19 protein-coding genes are annotated in these 18,472 nt (G+C 56.4%); 1 reads left to right on the forward strand and 18 read right to left on the reverse strand.

The window, feature by feature from the left end; translation table 11 throughout:
- Positions 1-158: 158 nt before the first annotated feature.
- The 17 genes from phoU to EKM95_RS11885 form a co-directional block, all read right to left on the reverse strand.
- Entirely contained in the window at positions 159-836 is a 678-nt protein-coding gene (phoU, locus tag EKM95_RS10675) for a phosphate signaling complex protein PhoU (protein WP_125698296.1), read from the reverse strand.
- A gap of 27 nt (positions 837-863) precedes the next feature.
- Complete coding sequence (pstB, locus tag EKM95_RS10680; protein ID WP_125698298.1) at positions 864-1,628, reverse strand: phosphate ABC transporter ATP-binding protein PstB; 765 nt, start codon at positions 1,626-1,628, stop codon at positions 864-866.
- Positions 1,629-1,643: 15 nt separating this feature from the next.
- A complete protein-coding gene (gene pstB / locus EKM95_RS10685) occupies positions 1,644-2,453 on the reverse strand; it encodes a phosphate ABC transporter ATP-binding protein PstB (protein ID WP_125698300.1) in 810 nt (269 codons plus the stop codon).
- Between the two features lie 8 nt (positions 2,454-2,461).
- Entirely contained in the window at positions 2,462-3,346 is an 885-nt protein-coding gene (gene pstA / locus EKM95_RS10690) for a phosphate ABC transporter permease PstA (protein WP_125698302.1), read from the reverse strand.
- Entirely contained in the window at positions 3,346-4,266 is a 921-nt protein-coding gene (pstC, locus tag EKM95_RS10695; RefSeq protein ID WP_125698304.1) for a phosphate ABC transporter permease subunit PstC, read from the reverse strand. Before pstC ends, pstA begins: the two co-directional genes overlap by 1 nt.
- A gap of 10 nt (positions 4,267-4,276) precedes the next feature.
- Positions 4,277-5,131, reverse strand: coding sequence for a phosphate ABC transporter substrate-binding protein PstS family protein (locus EKM95_RS10700; protein WP_125698306.1), 855 nt, complete (start codon positions 5,129-5,131; stop codon positions 4,277-4,279).
- 193 nt (positions 5,132-5,324) lie between these two features.
- Positions 5,325-6,977: a two-component system histidine kinase PnpS gene (pnpS, locus tag EKM95_RS10705; RefSeq protein WP_125698308.1), complete on the reverse strand. Its 1,653-nt coding sequence runs from the start codon at positions 6,975-6,977 to the stop codon at positions 5,325-5,327.
- On the reverse strand, positions 6,970-7,665 hold the full coding sequence (locus EKM95_RS10710; protein ID WP_125698310.1) for a response regulator transcription factor: 696 nt from the start codon (positions 7,663-7,665) through the stop codon (positions 6,970-6,972). The genes pnpS and EKM95_RS10710 overlap by 8 nt, the downstream gene beginning before the upstream one ends.
- Positions 7,665-8,738 carry a PDZ domain-containing protein gene (locus tag EKM95_RS10715; protein WP_164510189.1) on the reverse strand — a complete coding sequence of 358 codons (1,074 nt, stop codon included), beginning with the start codon at positions 8,736-8,738 and terminating at the stop codon, positions 7,665-7,667. Before EKM95_RS10715 ends, EKM95_RS10710 begins: the two co-directional genes overlap by 1 nt.
- Before the next feature lie 290 nt (positions 8,739-9,028).
- Positions 9,029-9,910, reverse strand: a complete 882-nt coding sequence (gene ftsX / locus EKM95_RS10720; RefSeq protein ID WP_125698314.1) for a permease-like cell division protein FtsX — start codon at positions 9,908-9,910, stop codon at positions 9,029-9,031.
- Positions 9,900-10,586: a cell division ATP-binding protein FtsE gene (gene ftsE, locus EKM95_RS10725; protein ID WP_125698316.1), complete on the reverse strand. Its 687-nt coding sequence runs from the start codon at positions 10,584-10,586 to the stop codon at positions 9,900-9,902. The genes ftsX and ftsE overlap by 11 nt, the downstream gene beginning before the upstream one ends.
- A gap of 80 nt (positions 10,587-10,666) precedes the next feature.
- Positions 10,667-11,783 (reverse strand): peptide chain release factor 2 gene (prfB, locus tag EKM95_RS10730; protein ID WP_125698318.1). Its coding sequence is split into 2 segments (ribosomal slippage): positions 10,667-11,710 and positions 11,712-11,783, totalling 1,116 coding nucleotides; the frame shifts between segments, so codons are not numbered across the junction.
- Between the two features lie 93 nt (positions 11,784-11,876).
- Positions 11,877-14,243, reverse strand: coding sequence for a preprotein translocase subunit SecA (secA, locus tag EKM95_RS10735; RefSeq protein WP_125698320.1), 2,367 nt, complete (start codon positions 14,241-14,243; stop codon positions 11,877-11,879).
- 534 nt (positions 14,244-14,777) lie between these two features.
- The gene (hpf, locus tag EKM95_RS10740; protein ID WP_125698323.1) at positions 14,778-15,335 is read right to left on the reverse strand and encodes a ribosome hibernation-promoting factor, HPF/YfiA family; all 558 of its coding nucleotides are present in this window, start codon (positions 15,333-15,335) and stop codon (positions 14,778-14,780) included.
- 148 nt (positions 15,336-15,483) lie between these two features.
- Positions 15,484-15,969, reverse strand: a complete 486-nt coding sequence (locus EKM95_RS10745; protein ID WP_225423293.1) for a ComF family protein — start codon at positions 15,967-15,969, stop codon at positions 15,484-15,486.
- Positions 15,970-16,157: 188 nt separating this feature from the next.
- Positions 16,158-16,742 (reverse strand): helicase-related protein, encoded by a 585-nt coding sequence (locus tag EKM95_RS11880; RefSeq protein WP_225423294.1) that lies wholly within the window; start codon positions 16,740-16,742, stop codon positions 16,158-16,160.
- Between the two features lie 30 nt (positions 16,743-16,772).
- Positions 16,773-17,435: a DEAD/DEAH box helicase gene (locus EKM95_RS11885; RefSeq protein ID WP_225423295.1), complete on the reverse strand. Its 663-nt coding sequence runs from the start codon at positions 17,433-17,435 to the stop codon at positions 16,773-16,775.
- A 28-nt stretch (positions 17,436-17,463) separates the two neighbouring features.
- Here EKM95_RS11885 and EKM95_RS10755 point away from each other — a divergent pair, with 28 nt between their 5' ends.
- Positions 17,464-18,117 (forward strand): YigZ family protein, encoded by a 654-nt coding sequence (locus EKM95_RS10755; protein ID WP_125698325.1) that lies wholly within the window; start codon positions 17,464-17,466, stop codon positions 18,115-18,117.
- A 168-nt stretch (positions 18,118-18,285) separates the two neighbouring features.
- Here EKM95_RS10755 and EKM95_RS11890 read toward each other — a convergent pair.
- A partial coding sequence (locus tag EKM95_RS11890; protein ID WP_225423296.1) for a hypothetical protein occupies positions 18,286-18,472 on the reverse strand: 187 nt, incomplete at its 5' end.

The following is an 18,472-nucleotide window of genomic DNA, read 5'->3' on the forward strand; positions in this document are numbered from 1 at the left end:
AAGCCCTCTAAGCCCTCTAAGCCCTCTAAGCCCTTAAGATAACAAAAAGCCCCCTCAAAAGAGGAGACCCATAAAAGCTTAAAACATAAAACCAACACCATTTGACAAATTTCCCGTGCGCCAACTGTCCGGGTCCGAGCAGTGAACCGCCTTCTGTTTTAAAAATCATCCTCGCGCGCATTCGAATTCAGTTCCAGCAATTTACCGGTCCGCAGGTAGAGAATCCACTCGCAGATGTTCGTAACATAGTCGCCGATGCGCTCCAAATAGGAAGAAACCAGCATGTAGTCCATCGCGCCAACGATCGTGTCAGGCTCTTCCTGCATGATCTGGATGCAGCGCTGATAGATCTCCTTGGAAAATGTGTTGATGCCATGGTCTTCTTCGGCGATCTCTCGCGCGCGTTCGGCATCTTCGCGTACATAGGCATCCAGCACCTGGTCCACCATTTCCTTGACCGCCGCCGCCATGTCCGCGATCACTTTTTCGATCTCAGGCACGCGGGTCTCGCCCTTCACCCTGATCGTGGACTTGGCGATGGAGACTGCATGATCGCCCATGCGCTCAAGGTCTGAGCTGGCCTTCATGACCGTGACGATCACGCGCAGGTCGGTGGTGACCGGCTGCTGAAGCGCGATCATCTCAAAGCTGCGCTTCTCAAGATCCACCTCACGCTTGTTGATCTTCTGGTCTTCGCTGATCACTTCGCGGGCCAGCGCCTTGTCATGATTGACAAACGCCTTGACGGACTTGTAGATCGCTTCATTGACCATCATGCCCATTTCCGAAAATCGGGTGTGCAATTCGTTTAGCTCGTCTTCAAACAACCGCCGCATTGTTAGGATCCTCCCTTTGTCGCGTCATCAACCAAATCGGCCCGAGATGTAGTCCTCGGTCTCTTTTTCCTTGGGGTTCAAAAAGATCTTCTTCGTGTCATCCATCTCGATCACCTTCCCCGCCAGGAAAAAGGCCGTTTCGTCCGAGATGCGCGACGCCTGCTGCATGTTATGCGTCACTATGATTATCGTATAGCGGTCGCGCAGTTCCAAGAGCATATTTTCGATCTGCGTGCTCGAGATCGGATCTAGCGCCGACGTCGGCTCATCCAGCAAAATGACTTCCGGCTGAACCGCCAGCACCCGCGCGATGCAAACACGCTGCTGCTGGCCGCCTGAAAGCGACAGTGCACTTTCATGCAGCTTGTCTTTGACCTCGTCCCAGATCGCCGCCTGCTTCAAGCTGGTCTCAACGGCCTGATCTAAGGTCGCGCGATCCTTGACCCCGGCCAGGCGCAGTCCATAGATCACATTTTCATAGATGGAAAATGGAAACGGATTCGGCTGCTGAAACACCATCCCGACCTTTTTGCGCAGCGCGACCACATCCTCGCCGCTGGCATAAATATCTTGGCCATCCACCTGGATCTCGCCGCTGATGTGGACGTTTGGAATCAGGTCGTTCATGCGGTTAAGCAGCCGCAAGTAGGTGGACTTGCCGCAACCGGACGGCCCGATCAGCGCGGTGATCTGATTTTTTTTAAAATTGAGCGAGATGCCCTTCAACGCCTCAAAGTCACCATATGACAAGTGGACGTCGCGGCTGGTGATCACTAATTCTTTTTTCGCCATCGTGGCACTCCTTTATTAGCCGAAATGACCAGAGACATAATCTTCCGTGGCCTGAATCTGCGGGCGCGTGAAGATCTTGCGCGTCTCATCGAACTCGATCGCCGTACCGCTGTAAAAAAAGCTGGTGTAATCGCTGATCCGTGCCGCCTGTTGCATGTTGTGCGTCACGATAATGATCGTGTAGTGGTCCTTGAGCGCCAGCAGCGTGTCTTCCACCTGCGACGTCGAGATCGGATCCAAGGCGGAAGCCGGCTCGTCTAGCAACAAGATATCCGGCTTCATCGCGATTGCCCGGGCGATGCAAAGACGCTGTTGCTGGCCACCAGACAAGGCAAGGCCGCTTTGGTTCAGGTCGTCTTTGACCTGGTCCCACAGCGCAGCTTGCTTCAGACTGGTCTCCACCATTTCGTCGAGCACCTTTTTATTTTTCTCGCCGAAGCGCCGCGGCGCAAAGGTGATGTTGTCGTAGATCGACTTAGCAAACGGATTCGGGCGTTGAAAAACCATCCCGATATGCCGCCGCATCTCATAGACGTCAATCTTATCGCTATTGATGTCGAGGCCGCGGTACAGGATCTCGCCGGTGACCCTTGCCTTGTCGACCAAGTCATTCATGCGGTTCAGCGACCGCAAAAAGGTGGACTTGCCCGACCCACTGGCGCCGATCAGCGCGGTGATCTTGTAGCGTTCAAACTGCAAGGACGCCCCGTGAATCGCCTCGTGATCGCCATAGAAGACTTTCAGGTTCTTCGTCTCAAGCGCCAACTCGTGCTCGGCAGGATCCAGCGGCTTGATGTAGGTGTCTGCTAATGAATAATTTTGCATAAGCCCTCCTAGACCGCCGTCATTTTCTTGTAGATGCGGTTGCCGATGACCCGTGCCAGCACGTTGAACAGCAAGACTGCCAAGATCAAGACGGCACTGGCTCCAGCGGAAACAGCCGCGGCGTCAGGCTGAATGCCTTCCGAATTGATCTTCCAGATGTGCACGGCCAGCGTTTCGGCCGGCCGCAGCGGGTTCAGCGGGCTCGCGATGTTGAGCGGATTCCAATTGGTGAAATCAAGTGCCGGCGCACTTTGACCAGCGGTATAGATCAACGCCGCCGCCTCGCCGAACACACGCCCGGCGCCGAGAATCATCCCGGTGATGATGCCGGGCAATGCCTCGGGAATGATCACGTGAATCACGGTCTCCCAGCGCGACAGGCCCAGGGCAAGCCCCGCCTCGCGCTGGTCAAAACTGACTTGGCGCAGCGAGTCTTCGACGTTTCGGGTCAACAATGGCAAGTTGAACATCGTCAGCGCCAGCGCGCCGGACAAAATTGAAAAGCCGAAGCCAAACTGCAAAACGAAGACCAAAAAGCCAAACAGTCCGACCACAACGGAGGGCAGAGAACTCAAAATTTCAATGGCGGTACGAATGATCTCCGTCAATTTATTTTCACGGGCGTATTCCGCCAAATAAATACCGGCACCCAGCGCCAGTGGAACCGAGATCAGCATCGACAGCACCAACAGATACAAGGAGTTGAAGAGCTGAATGCCGATCCCGCCACCGGCCTTGAAGGACTGCGACGGCGCGGTCAGAAAATGCCAGGAGATATGCGGCAAGCCGCGGACCAAAATGTAGCCCAGCAAGCTCGCCAAAATGATCACAATGATGCCGGCGATCAAATAGAGAATCGTGGTGGCCAGTCGATCGATCTTTTTTGCATCCATCACTTGATCTCCCCTTTCTTACCGATCCAGCGAATCAGCAGGTTAAAGGCCAGCGACATCAGCAAAAGTAGCAGTGCCAGCGACCACAGCGCGTTGTTTTCCAGCGACCCCATCACGGTATTGCCGATGCCAGAGGTCAACACAGACGTCAGCGTCGACGCTGGGCTGATCAGGTTCGTCGGCAGAAGCGCCGCGTTCCCGATCACCATCTGCACCGCCAATGCTTCGCCAAACGCGCGCGCCATCCCAAACACGATGCCGGTCAGGATCCCGGGCATCGCCGCCCGCAAAACGACGCGGGAGATCGTTTGCCAGCGGGTGCCGCCCAGTGCGAGGCTCGCCTCACGATAATGGCGCGGCACGGCTTTGAGCGCATCGACGGTCATCGAGGTCACAGTCGGCAAGATCATGACAAACAGCACAAACGTCCCGGCCAAAATACCAAAGCCGGTGCCGCCAAAGATATTTCGGATGAATGGCACGACGACGGACAGGCCGATGAAGCCATACACAACGGAAGGAATGCCCACCAGCAATTCGATGACGGGCTGAAGCACTTTTTTTCCAAGGTTCGGGGCGATCTCGGTCATGAAGATCGCGGCGCCCACTGCAAACGGCGTGGCGATCACCGCCGACAGCAGCGTCACGCCAAACGAGCCGACGATCATCGGCAGCGCGCCCACTTGCGGCTGGCCACTGGCGTCCTTGACCGCCGGCGACCAGGTCGTCTGCGACAAAAAGCGCCAGAGGTTCACTTTATTGGTGAAAAAGGTTGCCAGGCCGCGCGAGGCAACGAAGAAGAAAATCGCCAAGACCACCACGACGATCAGGCTGATACAAAATAGGCTGATCAGTTTGCCGCGCCGCTCGAGTTTGGCGGCGTGCGATTTTTTCAGCATTGCCTGTTGAATTGGATCCATGGTCATCCTCCTAGTTTGCCTGCACGTTGCCATCTGCGTCGCGGGTCACGGTCATCTTGCTGATGGGAATGTAGCCCATCGCCTTGACCAGCTCCCCTTGAACCTCGTCGCTGAGCATGTAGGTCAAAAAGCGTTTCGTCAGGCCCGTTGCCTTGCCCTTGGTATACATATGTTCATAAGACCAGATCGGCCAGGCGTTGGTCGTCACATTCGCGTCCGTCGGCTGCACGCCGGCCAGCGACAACGCCCGCACCGTCTTGTCGACATAAGAGAACGCGACATACGACACCGCGCCCGGCGTGCTAGCCACGATCGAGCGCACCATGCCGCTTGAGTCTTGCTCCTGTGCCGGTTTCGCCTGCCGGTCGCCTAGTACCCAGCGCTCAAAGGTCGCGCGCGTGCCGGAGCCTTGCGTACGGTTGATGACCACCACCGGCAAGTCCTTGCCGCCAACTTGCTTCCAGTTGGTGATCTCGCCGGTGAAAAGACGCCGCAGTTGGACCACAGTCAGGTCTTTGACCCCGACGTTGCGGTTGGCGATCGGTGTGATGCCGACCACCGCCACGCGGTGATCTTGTAGCTTGCTGGCATCGATGTGCGCCTGCTGCTCGGCAAACAGATCCGAGTTGCCGATCTGGACCGCCCCTTCTTGAATCTGCGACAACCCGGTACCACTGCCGCCGCCTTGGACATTGATGAAAACGCCGGTGTTTTCACTTTGATATTGCTCCGCCGCCGCTTCCACCAGTGGTTGCAGCGCGCTGGAGCCCACCGCCGTGATCGATTCACCGCGGCCTGCGCCACTTCCACAGGCAGTTAAGACCAGCAGGCCGCAAAGCGCCAAAAAGCCCAAAAGTTTTTTCACGTTGTATCCTCCGTATTGATAACTCTGCCAATTTTATCAATATTGTGTAAATGTTCAGCGCGCTCAATGTAAAAATGCGGTAAATCAATCCGCGTGCCCTGTGCGTGCGCAAAAGTCACGTCACGCGCCCCAGATAACCAAGCCATTTGAGCGCTGAGTTGAAGACCCCTGTTCGGTCACTCAGTTCAAGCGCTCAGTTCAGCGGCAACGTCACTGTGAACGTTGACCCGACGCCAAGCTGGCTCTTCAGCGTGATCTCGCCGCCGAGCTGCTTGACCATTTCCGCCACGATCGCCAGGCCAAGCCCGGTGCCGCCGTTATGCCGACTGCGGGCCTTATCGACGCGATAGAAGCGCTCGAAGATTCGCTCCTGGTCGTTTTCGGCGATGCCGATGCCCGTATCCTGGAAGGTCAGGACCAGCTCCGTCTCATCAGGCTGCGCACTGATGGTGACCTGCCCGCCGAGGCGATTGTAGAACACCGCATTGTTGAGCAAATTCCGGATGACCTGCGACAGCTTCACTGCATCCGAGCGAATCGTCAGCGTTGGCGCCAGTTGATTCGTGACCGTCAATTGTTTTTCTTCAATTGGCTGGGCCAAGCTGGTGATTGCCTCGTCGACCAAGGCTTTTGGCTGCACGGCTTCAAGCGTGAGCGCCTCATTTTCCGGTCGGCTGAGGGTCAAAATATCATTGATCAGCTGGGTCAGACGCGTACTTTCGTTATAAATGATCTGCAGGAACTTGACCCGCGCTTCCTCATCGTCCATCGCACCATTGAGCAGCGTTTCGGCAAATCCGGTGATGGCTGTGACCGGCGTTTTCAATTCATGCGACACATTGCCGACAAAATCCAGCTGCATGCGCTCGACTTGGCGCAGGAAGGTGACATCGTACAAGATCACAAGGACCTGCTGATGCTGGTCATCGGGCGCCAAGCTGATAACATTGGCATCCACCGATTTTTGCGTTGCGATCAAGGTGATCTCGCGGTGATGATTCTTTTGCTTGCGGAAGGTGTGCTCGATCATTCGCGCCAGCGCGTAGGTCTTGATATCGTCCAGATAGTTGTGATGGCCCGGGGCGACGGGATGGCCGATCAACGTCCCCAGCGCCTGATTGCTCAAGATCACCTGACGATCGGCATCGATCAGCATCACCCCTTGAGGCAGGTGGTCGATCAAGCGGTCAAAGCTGGCCTGCCGCAACGCGACCTTGTGCCGCAGATGGGTGACCGCCGAATTCGCCGAATTCAACGCCTCGCCCATCGGTAAAAATGGCGAGTGCGGGGTCAAGATCAGTGGTGTGACCGGTTCGCCATGCCGAATGCGTTGAATATTGGCCGTCATGTGGGCCAGATGCTTGACCCAGTAGTGATGCCGGCGCCACAGCCAAAGCAAAAAGCCGCCCGCCAGTAGCCAATACACGACGGTGAAGCTCCAGCCCCAGGCCGGCGCGGTGCGCCACAAACTCGCTTGCGGCTGCCATACCCCGATGAAGACCTCGCCGATGCGCCCGATGTAGACCTGTTCTTTGGTGCCGTTGACAACCACGCGATTGCCGTGGCCCGCACGCGTGCGGTCGTTATCCACGACTTTTTGGACGATGCGGTTGCGCGTTGTTTTCGCCGGACCGTCCAGCACCGTGATCGTGGTTTTCGAATCCTCGGCAAACACCTTCGTCTGGGTCGTGTCACCGCCCAGATCATGCCAGGTGTCATAGACGCTTTGCAAATGAGCGGTCTGTTGATCATACAAAATGGTATCAATGCCGCGCACGATAATGAAAAAGCCTGCGAGCGCAAGCAGGCAGACCCATATCATGCGGCGCACAAACGGTTTAGTCATTTGGGGCCTCCATTTGATAGCCAAATCCACGCACCGTCTTGATGTACTTCGAGTGCTTGGGATCATCTTCGATCTTATCGCGCAAATGGCTGACCTGAATGTCCACCATTCGCGTTTCAGCGGGGTACTCAAAGCCCCACACGCCGTTCAGCAGCGCATCGCGGGACAGAATCTTGCCCACGCGTTTGGCAAAATACACCAGTAGCTCAAATTCCTTGGGCGTGAGCTGCAGCCGCTCCCCATTTTTCGTCGCCTTGTAGTTGTCCGGATCGATCACCAAGGCCCCCACTGTCAGCACATTGCTGGCCGGCGCCTCGGGCTGATTCTGAACGCGCCGCTCGATTGCCTTGATGCGCGCCACGATCTCCCGCGGCGAAAATGGCTTGGTCACATAATCATCGGCACCTAATTCGAGCCCCACGATCTTGTCTGTTTCGCTATCCTTGGCCGTCAAGATCATGATCGGCGTCGCGTCATGCGCCCCGCGCAGCTTTTTCGTCACCTCAAACCCGTCGAGCCCAGGCAACATCAGATCCAAAATAATAAAGTCGAAGTGCTCTTGCAGCGCCAGACTCAGCGCCGTGTCCCCATCTTCTGCAGTGCTCACCGCATAATGTTCTTTTTCCAAATTATATTGCAGCAGTGTCACGATCGCAGGTTCGTCGTCGACGACAAGAATTTTTTTCATCAATTGTCCTCCGCAAATGTGATCATTCCAAGTTCATGAGGGGCGCCGGTGAAGATCGCCGTTTCGGTCAGCCGGACTGCGCCGTCGAGCCGCTGCACCCGCAACCGGCAATAAGTCGGGTGCGCCTGCAGCGCCTCGTACAGCGCATCGCTGCTCGCCACTGGGATGTTGTTGGCTTTCAAGACGATATCCCCCGCCTGCAAGCCCATTTTGCTGGCCGGTGTGTCAGGCAAAATGGCGACCAGGCGCACCCCATCCGTTGTCTGAGAGATATAACTGATGCCGCGTTGATCCGCCCAGCGGCAAGCCAGCGCCACGATCAGTCCCACCGCCGCCGCAATGCCAAGCGGCCAAAGACTGAGCGCTGGCTGCGCATACGCCCAACCGGCTAGCCCTGCGACAACTGCCCCGCCGATCGCGTAGGCCTTGGTCCAAAACCGCAGCGCCTGCGTTGGCAATTGCTTGCGCGTGGTCAATGCCGCGCCCGAAAGCAATGGTAAAAAGACAAAGTGGCCCGTCGGCAGCGTCACCAGCAGCGGCAGCCAATAAAACTGGCGCCGGGTGTATGACGCAATGCGGGCCCCGCGTCGACCGTCCTTGATCTTCGGCACATCGATCGCCGGCGCCATGAGCCAAAGCAACAAGGCCTCAGCCGCAAACACCAACGCAACGAGCGCCAAACTACCAGCCGCCCATTGGCCAAATGCTGGGATGGCGAGCCAGGACCAGGGCAGCCAGCGCGCCGCGGCCCAAGCAGCGATCCCGGCAAACGCGAGGAGCCAAGGGCCAAACCCGAGGCCCGCTAGCAGAAACGCCGCGCCATCCAAAACGGTGAACCAGCCCAAGACGGGGATCGGCAGGTGCACATGCAAGAGCCATAAGCCAAGCGAGATCACCAGACTGGCCAGCACCCCGCCAATCAACCCGGCCCAAAACAGGGTCCAATGCTGATCAATCGCCATTTTGAACAGTCGTCTTTCATGATGGATCCGGCGCCAGCGCCAAAACCACACCCCTACCAGCGCCAACAACGTGATCGGCCCCAGCAACGTGGCGAACAATCGCATTCCCATCGCCCCTTCCATTCGTTATCCTCAGTATAGCATGGATGAAAGGGAATATGAAAAGTAACAGGATGCGGAACCGAGCGCTTTGGGGTGGGCAGGTAGCTCGGCCTGGGCGGTTGATGGCGCACTTCGCCATCGGACGACCAGGACGACTAGCTGTCCCACCCCTGCTCGGTGGAGCTCAACTACGAAAGGGTGCGGAGCGTGTCTTTTTCGCTTGCTTGCCTGCCCCCGCCTCCACGCCTCCAAAAGAAAAAGCACGCGCCACCCCAATCGGGAGTAACGCGTGCTGTGAATCAGATCTTGAGGAAACGCCGCATTGACACAACTGAGCCCAATGCACCGATCACGATGCCGGTTCCTGCCATGGCCAGGTCAAGCCAAAGCAAAAATGGCATGGCTGGATACAGCGAGTAACCGCTGGCGGAAAGGTCCATTCTTGGGTACAAGAACGTGTAGCCAAAATCGACGACGAGCATCGGAATGACCGAGCCGAGTAACCCCGTCCAGGCCCCTTCCAGCAAAAACGGCCAGCGGATGTAGCTGTTGGTCGCCCCCACCAGGCGCATGACGCCGATCTCATCGGCGCGCGACAAAATGGTGATGCGGATGGTGTTGTTGATCAAGAAGACCGCGACGAACAGGAGCAGAATCGTGAAGCCAAGGCCCCATTTTTGAATCAAATCCACCGTCCGGAACAACTTCTTGGCGGTGTTGCCGCCGTAAGACGCCTCGGAGACGTTGTCGAGTTTACCCGCCGCCTTGGCCACCTTGATTGTCGCTTGCGGGCTGGCGGTGTCAACAAGAAAGACATCATTCAACGGATTTTGATCGCCGGAGAACATTTTCCACTGACTGCCATAACTAGAGACGATGCTATCGAGCTCCTGCTTTTTGGCACGGAACGTGACTTTCTTAACATCCTTCAGGTCGGTCAACTCATCCTTGAGTTTTGCCTGTTGAGTCTTGCTGGTATTGCGGTCGATGTAGACACGCACGCGCACATCGTTTTCGACCTGGGTCGAGACACGATTGACGTTGACCAACAGCGCCATGAAAATACCGACTAACAGCAGGGTCACGGTCACGGCGGACACGGCGGCGACGGTCATCCAGCCATTACGCTTCAAACTTTTGAAAGAATCTTTAACGTGACGTCCAAGCACTCTAGCTTTCATTGCCGTACATGCCTCCTTCCTCATCGCGGACCAGCCGGCCTCCTGCGATCTCAAGCAGGCGGTGCGGGCGTTCATCGACAAGTTCACGGTTATGTGTGGCCATGATCACCGTGGTGCCTTGCTGATTGACTTTTTCCAAAATATCCATGATGCCATTTGAGGTGTCTGGATCCAGATTCCCCGTTGGCTCATCGGCGATCACGACGCCTGGCTTGTTGACGATGGCCCGGGCGATCGCAACACGCTGCTGCTCCCCACCGGACAATTCGCTTGGGAAGCGGCGCATTTTCTGCTCCAGCCCCACCATCTTCAACACTTCAAGGACGCGTGGCTTGATGTCGGCGGTCGGGGTCTCGATGACCTCCATCGCGTAGGCAACATTTTCAAAAACAGTCAGCCGAGGCAATAACTTGAAGTCCTGGAAAACAACGCCGAGCTGGCGCCGCAGCAGGGGCACATCCTTGTTGGCCATCTTCGCAAAATCAAACTCGTTGACCTTCATGGTGCCGCTTGTTGGCGTCAGTTCATGGTAAAGCATCTTGATGAAGGTCGACTTACCGGCACCGCTGGGTCCGATCACATAGACAAATTCGCCAGGGGCGACTTTGAGGCTGAGATCCTTGATCGCGATGACGCCATTGTCGTAGCGTTTCATCACTTTATCTATTTGAATCATCGTTTCGCTCCTTCTTTATGACTATCGCTCAGTATAGCATGCCATTTTTTCAAAGCTGTTGCAGCCAGATTACAGTTGCATCAGCTTGGGTTCTTGAGGCTGAGCTCCCATTGCAGATACGCATAAATGAAAGGATTCAGGTCCCCGTCCATCACAGCCTGGCCGTTGCCGGTCTCGTAATTGGTCCGGTGATCTTTGACCATGGTATACGGGTGGAACACATACGAGCGAATCTGGGAGCCAAACGCCACGTCCATTTGGTTACCCTTGATTGCCGCCGTTTCCGCCTGCTTTTTTTCCTCTTCCAATTGATACAGCTTAGCCTTCAGCATGGCCATCGCGGTCGCCTTGTTCTGGAACTGGCTCCGCTGCGCCTGACTCGAGGCAACAAGACCCGTCGGAATATGGATCAAGCGAACCGCACTGGAGGTCTTGTTGATATGCTGACCGCCGGCGCCACTGGAGCGGAAGACTTCCATCTTGATGTCTTCGGGGCGCAGGTCGACTTCGATCGAGTTATCGAGCTCCGGCATCACATCGACCGAGGCAAAGCTGGTATGCCGCCGCCCAGCTGAGTCAAATGGCGAAATGCGGACCAGGCGATGCACGCCTTTTTCGCTGCGCAACATGCCGTACGCGTTTTCCCCATTGATCAACAGCGAAACGGACTTGATGCCCGCTTCATCCCCGGCGAGGTAATCGGCGACTTCGACGCTGTAGCCATTTTGGTCGGCCCAGCGTTGATACATCCGCAGCAGCATCGAGCCCCAATCCTGGGCTTCGGTGCCGCCAGCGCCTGGGTGAATTTCAAGAATCGCATTGTTGTGGTCATACGGCCCGGACAGCAACAGCGTCATGTCGTACTTGTTCAGCCGTTCCTGCAGCGCAACGGCATCGTGCTCGAGCTCCGCTTGAAGCTCGGCGTCCGGCTCCTCCTGCAGCAGCTCGAAGGTCACATCCAGGTTGTCCAGTGCATCTTCCATGGCAATAAAATTGTCGTGTTTTTCCTTAGCCTCGTTGTTCTCGTTGATCAGCTGCTGAGCCGCCTCGGAGTTATCCCAAAAGCCCGGTTCCGCCATTCGCCCTTCATTTTCGGCGATCCGTTCGTTCAAGGCATCGAGGTCAAAGAGACCCCCTGAACTGATTTATTTTGGTCCGCATGGCGGACAGGGTGTTGCGAATTTCTGCTGTTTCCATGGTATGCTCCTTTGATTTGGGTGACTGTCGGCTTAGTTGCGTGATTCCCGTCAAAAAAGCCGGTGTGCAAAAATGCCCCGGCTTTTTTTGACATCAACGACGAATGTTTTGACGAATCTGGGCCTTCATGAACAGGCGTGTGACGCCATCATCCATGTTCGCGATCATTTCCTCGAACATCCGGTAGGCTTCTTCCTGGTATTCGACCAGCGGATTCATCTGGCCATAACCACGCAGGCCGACGCTTTGCCGCAATTGATCCAACACATCGATGTGATCGGTCCAAAGCGAATCGACCACGCGCAAGATCACGACTTTTTCAAATTCCAGCATCTGGTCGGGATCGCCGAGCTGGCCAAGTTTTTCATTGTAATTGGTCTCCGCCAGGTCCATCAAAGTCGAGATGAGCTCGTCTTGCGACCGGCCGAGCAGCTGGTCCTTCTTGAAGGTCTCAGGATCGACCATGTTGGTGGTGACGTAATCGTAGATCGCGTCGAGCTCCCAAGTCTTCTTGTCGCCGTTCGTATGGGCTTGGACAAGCCGGGTGATCGAGCGGTCGATCATCGCCATCAAAACAGGCTTGAGCGACTCTTCGGCGTTGATCACCTGCTGGCGCTGCTTGTAGATGACCTCGCGCTGTTCACGCATCACATCATCATATTGCAGGGTCTGCTTACGGGTATCGTAGTTATTCCCTTCAACACGCTTTTGCGCCGATTCAACGGAACGTGAGATCATGCGGCTGCGAATGACCTGGTCTTCGTCGTTGTCGACAAAACGGTCCAGCACCTGCTTGATTCGTTCGGAACCAAACCGCTTCATCAAGTCGTCTTCCAGTGACAGGTAGAACTGGGTCGCACCCGGATCTCCCTGACGGCCGGAGCGGCCACGCAGCTGGTTATCGATACGCCGACTCTCATGACGTTCGGTCCCGATCACGGCCAGGCCACCGACTTCGGTGATGCCAGGGCCGAGCTTGATATCGGTCCCACGGCCAGCCATGTTCGTCGCGATGGTCACGGCGCCGCGTTGCCCGGCGTTCATGATGATCTCGGCTTCCTTGGCATGGTTTTTCGCGTTCAAAACACTGTGCGGAATGTTTTCATTATCCAGCATCTTGGACAACCGCTCGGAGGACTCGATGGCCACAGTGCCGACCAGGATCGGCTGGCCCTTTTTGTGGCGATCCTTGATGTCTTCCGTAACGGCGCGGAACTTCGCGTCAAGCGTCGGGTACAAAATATCCGGCTGATCAACACGAATGACCGGCTTGTTGGTCGGAATCGAAATGACCTGCATGTTGTAAATTTCGCGGAACTCTTCCTCTTCAGTCTTCGCCGTCCCGGTCATCCCGGCCAGCTTGTTGTACATCCGGAAGAAGTTCTGATAGGTGATGGTGGCCATCGTGGCGTTTTCGTCCTGAATCTCAACGCCTTCCTTGGCCTCGATCGCCTGATGCAACCCATCGGAGAAGCGCCGACCTTCCATCGCACGGCCAGTGAACTGGTCGACGATTAGAACTTCGCCTTCCTGCACCATGTAGTCGATATCCTTGAGCATGATGTAGTTAGCGCGCAACGCCTGATCCAAATGATGGGTCAGCGCCGTGTTTTCCGTGTCGTACAGGTTCTTCAGGCCAAACGTCTTATTTGCCTTGGTGATTCCCTGCTCGGTCAACGAAATTGTCTTGGTCGGCCAATCGATCTTGTAGTCGTCTTCTTCTTTGAGCGTCTTAACGAAGCGATCCGCACGAATGTAAAGCCCCGTGGATTTTTCGGCCCCGCCGGAAATGATCAATGGCGTCCGCGCCTCATCGATCAAAATGGAGTCAACTTCATCGACGATGGCAAAATTCAGATCACGCTGCACCATTTGTTGCTTGTAGACCACCATGTTGTCACGCAGGTAATCGAACCCAAGCTCGGAGTTGGTCGAGTAGGTGATATCCGAATTATAGGCCTCACGTTTTTCATCGGAGGTCTTGTCGTGCGTGTTCAGCCCAACCGTCAGGCCGAGCCAGTTGTACAGCTCACCCATTTCGGTTGCATCACGGGAGCTCAGGTATTCGTTGACAGTCACGACATGAACACCTTTGCCTGCCAGCGCATTCAAATACACCGGCATGGTCGCAGTCAAGGTCTTCCCTTCACCGGTCTTCATCTCGGCGATGTTGCCTTCATGCAGCGTGATGCCGCCGATGATCTGCACGCGGAACGGGAACAGGCCCAACACCCGCTTGGCCCCTTCGCGCGCAACCGCAAAGGCTTCAGGCAAAATATCATCGAGGGTCTCCCCTTTTGCGAGGCGCTCCTTGAACTCAGGCGTCTTCGCCTGCAAGGTCTCGTCCGGCAACTGGGCGTATTCGTCTTCATAATGCTGGACCTTATCGGCGATCTTACCGAGGCGGTTGACCTCACGCTTGTCGCTTTCGACCCAGGTTTTTAAAATGTTATTCGGCATGTGTGTTCCTCTCTTGTCACAGGAAATGGCCATTGCGGCCGATAATATCTTATTCATTTTAGCATCATGACAGGGCCTTGACCAGCTTTGCCAAGGATTTTGCGGCAACTGATTAGAGCAGCGCTGGCCAGTGACGTGGGGAGTGGGTGAAAAGTGCGGCGAAGCTCCCGGATCAATTTAACAGTTACACCATCCCGCGGGCTACGCACCCTGTAGTTGGGCTTCACGCGGCAGGTCTGAGGCAGCTAACTGGGTCCGGCACTCGGGGCTAAAAACGCCCCAAGCACCAGCCCATGTTAGCTGCTCAGACGTAAACGCCGCGCTGCGCACCCTGTAGTTGGGCTTCGCCGAGCAGGGGCGAAACATCTAGTTGACCCAGTCACTCGGGGCTAAGACCGGCCCCAAGCGCCTAGGCCAAACTAGCTGTTCGCCCCTAAACGCTCGGCTCCACACCCTGTAGTTGGGCTTCGCACCCTGAATCAAAAAAACCGCCGCAGATCACTTGGACCTGCGGCGATAGATTGCTGTTGACGCTTATTCGTCGGTTTCGATCAGCCCGTAACGGCCGTCGCGACGCTTGTAGACAATGCTGGTGCCATTAGTCTCAGCATCTTCGAAAATAAAGAAGTTATGCCCTAACATGTCCATCTGAAGAATTGCTTCCTGTGGATCCATCGGCTTGAGTGAGACACGCTTGGTGCGAACGACCTGCAGACTATTGTCTTCGTCGGCCGTCTCAGTTGTCTCGTCCGCTGGGGTTGTCACCTCGATCGGTGCGAAGCCCTTTTCACGGGACTTGCGGTTGATCTTGGTCTTGAACTTGCGGACCTGCCGCTCCAGTTTATCGGTGACCAAGTCAATGCTTGCATACAGATCTGGACTTGTTTCCTCAGCGCGAAGCGTGAGATAGTTCAGCGGAATCGTTACTTCGACCTTCCCTGTTTTATCAGGATAGACCTTGAGGTTCACATGAGCGGTCGCTTCGACGGAGCTCTCGAAAAACTTGTTGAGCTTACTGATCCGTTTCTCAACATAAGAACGAATCGCATCGGTGACCTCGATGTTCTCACCACGAACATTGTATGTCAGCATAAAACTTCTCCCCTTTCCTGCACGTCACAATGCGGCGCGCGGGCCGGAAGGGCTTGGAACCCTTTCCAACCTTCTATCATTATTATAACGAACCTCCGGAGCTGAGACAAATAATATCCTGCAAAAAGCAGGTTTTTCTTAACTTGCTTTAACGAATCAACGAGAAGCTGGTGACCTTGCCTTGATACCCGGCGTCCCGCAGCGCATTGCGGGCGTGATACAGCGTCCGTCCTGTCGTGTAGAGATCATCCAGCAGAATCACTTGGCGAATGCGCGCATGCCCACGCGGCAAGGTCGCCGAAAAACTCTGCGGTGTTTGAAGGCGGCCGTGGCGATCCTTTTGCGCCTGTGGAAGGTCGGTATCACCCTTAGTCAACCAGCGGGCTATGCGCAGCTGACCAAACAGCCCAAGCACCGGATCAAACCCGCGCGCACGCAAATGGCTTGGTTCGCTGGTCAATGGCACCAACACCGCGTTTTTCGGCAATTGGCCCGCCAGCAGATGTGCAAACGCCCCGTGCAGGCGGTAGTCCCCTTTTCCTTTATATGACTGAATAAAAGCCTTCATCACCTCATCATAAATGAAAAGCGCGCGGTGATGCAGCAGCGGGGCTTCCCGCGCCTCCCAGCGCACACAGTCATGGCAGAGAACAGGTGCCGGCAGCTGACGCCCACAGCCGGGACAACAAGTCGTCTGGTCAATCCGGGAAAAAGTCGCCTCACACCGGCGGCACAGTTGCGGCAAGCGCGCCTGAGTGGGGGTAAGCAGTTCGGCAAGTGACAAATCATCCATCAAAGGTTGCGCACATAATAAACACCGCATCAGGCTCGCCCCCGATTTGTTTTGCGAATGGTCGCGATGGCCTGCAGCTGATCATAGGTCCAGTGGCGCGCGACAAAATAAACAGGGTCTGCTGGAAACGCGGCGCTTCGCCCGGCCCGCCCCGCCATTTGAATCAAGCCGGCCGCGGAAAATAGTGGGCTATCCGCGCCAAGGACGAGGACGGCACAATGCGGAATCGTTACCCCTCGCTCAAGAATCGTTGTCGTCACCAAACAATCGAGTTGCCCTTGCCGAAACGCCAACACTTTTTCTTCCCGCTCCGGGTCACTGGCATGCACCCCGTCCGCCTGCCAGCCAAGCGCCACAAGCTGGCTGACTATGGGCTTCAGCCAGTCGATCTGCGGCACGAATAAAAGCAGCTTGCTCGCCATATTTTTCAACTGAGCCAGCCGCCGAACGATGGTCTTGTCTAGGCGATGCGGCCACTGGCGACCGCGCCGGATGAGCGGGCGAGGCACCGGCAGTGGCGACCCATGAAACCGCGTCAATAGCCGACTGACCCCGATCTGACCGCGGCGAGCGGCACGCTGCAACGCCGCGCCAGGCGTGGCCGTCAAAAACACGACTGGACCGCTGGCCGCCTGGCGCACGCCCTATGCCAGCATTGGGGTCTGCGGATAAGGAAACGCATCGACTTCATCCACGATGATCAGCCCAAACGCCTGACGATAGCGAAGCAGTTGATGCGTCGTCAGCACCACCAACTGTGCATCCACACTGGGCCAAGGCGCCCCGCCATACCGCGCGACCAGCGGCGTGCCTTGAAACGCACTGGCTAGCCGCGGCGCCAGTTCCCGCACCACATCCACTCGCGGCGTGGCCCAGGCAACGCGCCGGCCCTGCCGCAAAACCGCCGCAGCCACAGCAAACAACATCTCAGTTTTCCCTGCCCCGGTCACCGCGTGCAACAAATGATCTCGCCCGGCTGCGACAGAGGCCAGGACCCCGCGTTGAGCTTCTTGTTGCGCAGGCGTGAGCACCCCCTGCCAGCTCATCTGCCCCTGCCACGTGATTGGCGGCGCGGCGAACCGGTACAACGTGGTGCCGCTTGTGATGCGATCGAGGCCGACACAACTGGGACAATACTGACCGCCCGCTGGCAAGGCACGCAACTGCCGCTCCCCGCATCGCTGACAGACCCAGCGCCGCCCATTTTGCTGCAGGCCCGCCACCTGCGTCGCTTGTGCTAAACTGACAGAAGAAACGGCGGCTGCACGACACTCTTTTTCCGTTAACTGCATCCCTGCCCAATTCATTGTCATCACCTCGAAAGGAGATTACGCAATGACGACCAATGACTACCTGACCATCGCAAAAAATGGCGAGGCGCAGCAGCTCATCAAAAAGTCGCGCTTCATCTGCACGTTGACGCGCATCACCAGCCGAGAAGAGGCGGATGACGCACTGGCCGCCGTGATCAAGGCCCATCCCAAGGCGACTCACCATGTGCCCGTTTACCTGCTTGGCGATCAAGATGAGATTCAGCATGCAAGCGATGACGGCGAACCCAGCGGCACGGCAGGCGCGCCCATGCTCCGCGTCCTCCAGCAAATGGGCGTGCACGACGTCAGCGCAATTACCACTCGTTATTTTGGCGGTATCAAGCTGGGTGCAGGCGGCTTGATTCGCGCATACGCCGGCAGTGTTTCAAACGCCGTCACAACGATTGGCCTCGTCAAACGGGTGATTCAACAAACGATGACGCTCACATTGGCTTATCCCCTTCTCGGCACCGTTCAGCATTATCTTGAAGAACACGCGATCACCCAACTCGACACCGCCTACACCGACCAGGTCCAAGTGACCATCGCAGTCGATGAAGTCGAGATCGCCGCTGTCCAGGCCGATCTGATTGAGCTGACAGGCGGCCAGATCACAATGAAATTAGGGGAAAAATTGCCAGTGGAAGTCCCAGTGACACTGCCGAGCCTCCACTGAATCACGACAGGCAACAGGTCAGGGTCTCGGGAAAATTCCGATCGAGTGAACTAGACGGTCGTGCAGCTCAGCGTGACAAGCGCTGGGCTGTTTTTGTGCAGACTTCACCCTCGCGCAGGCCGTGATAAGAATCGACCGGCACATCGTCCCTTAACTATGTACCCCCTCTCAGGTCGGGCCTTTGACCGGATTGGGGGCCACACACGTTGCAAGCGGCAGGCCCTCGCCAGTCGCAACGTGTGTGATTGCATTGCTCTTTGAAACTTGGTTGGCATCCGTGCCGCCGCCATATATCGATTGCTGGTGCAGTAAGCTTAGGTCATGTAGGCTTAGAATTTCGGTGACCTTCCCGCTT

It is taken from the genome of Lacticaseibacillus yichunensis, from assembly GCF_003946405.1.
Lineage (GTDB): Bacteria > Bacillota > Bacilli > Lactobacillales > Lactobacillaceae > Lacticaseibacillus > Lacticaseibacillus yichunensis.

Coding starts and splice junctions, on each gene's coding strand:
- ftsE (WP_125698316.1), bottom strand. CDS start 10,586: ATGATTCAAATAGATAAAGTGATGAAACGCTACGACAATGGCGTCATC.
- secA (WP_125698320.1), bottom strand. CDS start 14,243: ATGCCGAATAACATTTTAAAAACCTGGGTCGAAAGCGACAAGCGTGAG.
- pnpS (WP_125698308.1), bottom strand. CDS start 6,977: ATGACTAAACCGTTTGTGCGCCGCATGATATGGGTCTGCCTGCTTGCG.
- EKM95_RS11885 (WP_225423295.1), bottom strand. CDS start 17,435: ATGAATTGGGCAGGGATGCAGTTAACGGAAAAAGAGTGTCGTGCAGCC.
- pstC (WP_125698304.1), bottom strand. CDS start 4,266: ATGGATCCAATTCAACAGGCAATGCTGAAAAAATCGCACGCCGCCAAA.
- ftsX (WP_125698314.1), bottom strand. CDS start 9,910: ATGAAAGCTAGAGTGCTTGGACGTCACGTTAAAGATTCTTTCAAAAGT.
- EKM95_RS10715 (WP_164510189.1), bottom strand. CDS start 8,738: ATGGGAATGCGATTGTTCGCCACGTTGCTGGGGCCGATCACGTTGTTG.
- pstA (WP_125698302.1), bottom strand. CDS start 3,346: ATGGATGCAAAAAAGATCGATCGACTGGCCACCACGATTCTCTATTTG.
- pstB (WP_125698298.1), bottom strand. CDS start 1,628: ATGGCGAAAAAAGAATTAGTGATCACCAGCCGCGACGTCCACTTGTCA.
- hpf (WP_125698323.1), bottom strand. CDS start 15,335: ATGCTGACATACAATGTTCGTGGTGAGAACATCGAGGTCACCGATGCG.
- phoU (WP_125698296.1), bottom strand. CDS start 836: ATGCGGCGGTTGTTTGAAGACGAGCTAAACGAATTGCACACCCGATTT.
- pstB (WP_125698300.1), bottom strand. CDS start 2,453: ATGCAAAATTATTCATTAGCAGACACCTACATCAAGCCGCTGGATCCT.
- EKM95_RS10710 (WP_125698310.1), bottom strand. CDS start 7,665: ATGAAAAAAATTCTTGTCGTCGACGACGAACCTGCGATCGTGACACTG.
- EKM95_RS10755 (WP_125698325.1), top strand. CDS start 17,464: ATGACGACCAATGACTACCTGACCATCGCAAAAAATGGCGAGGCGCAG.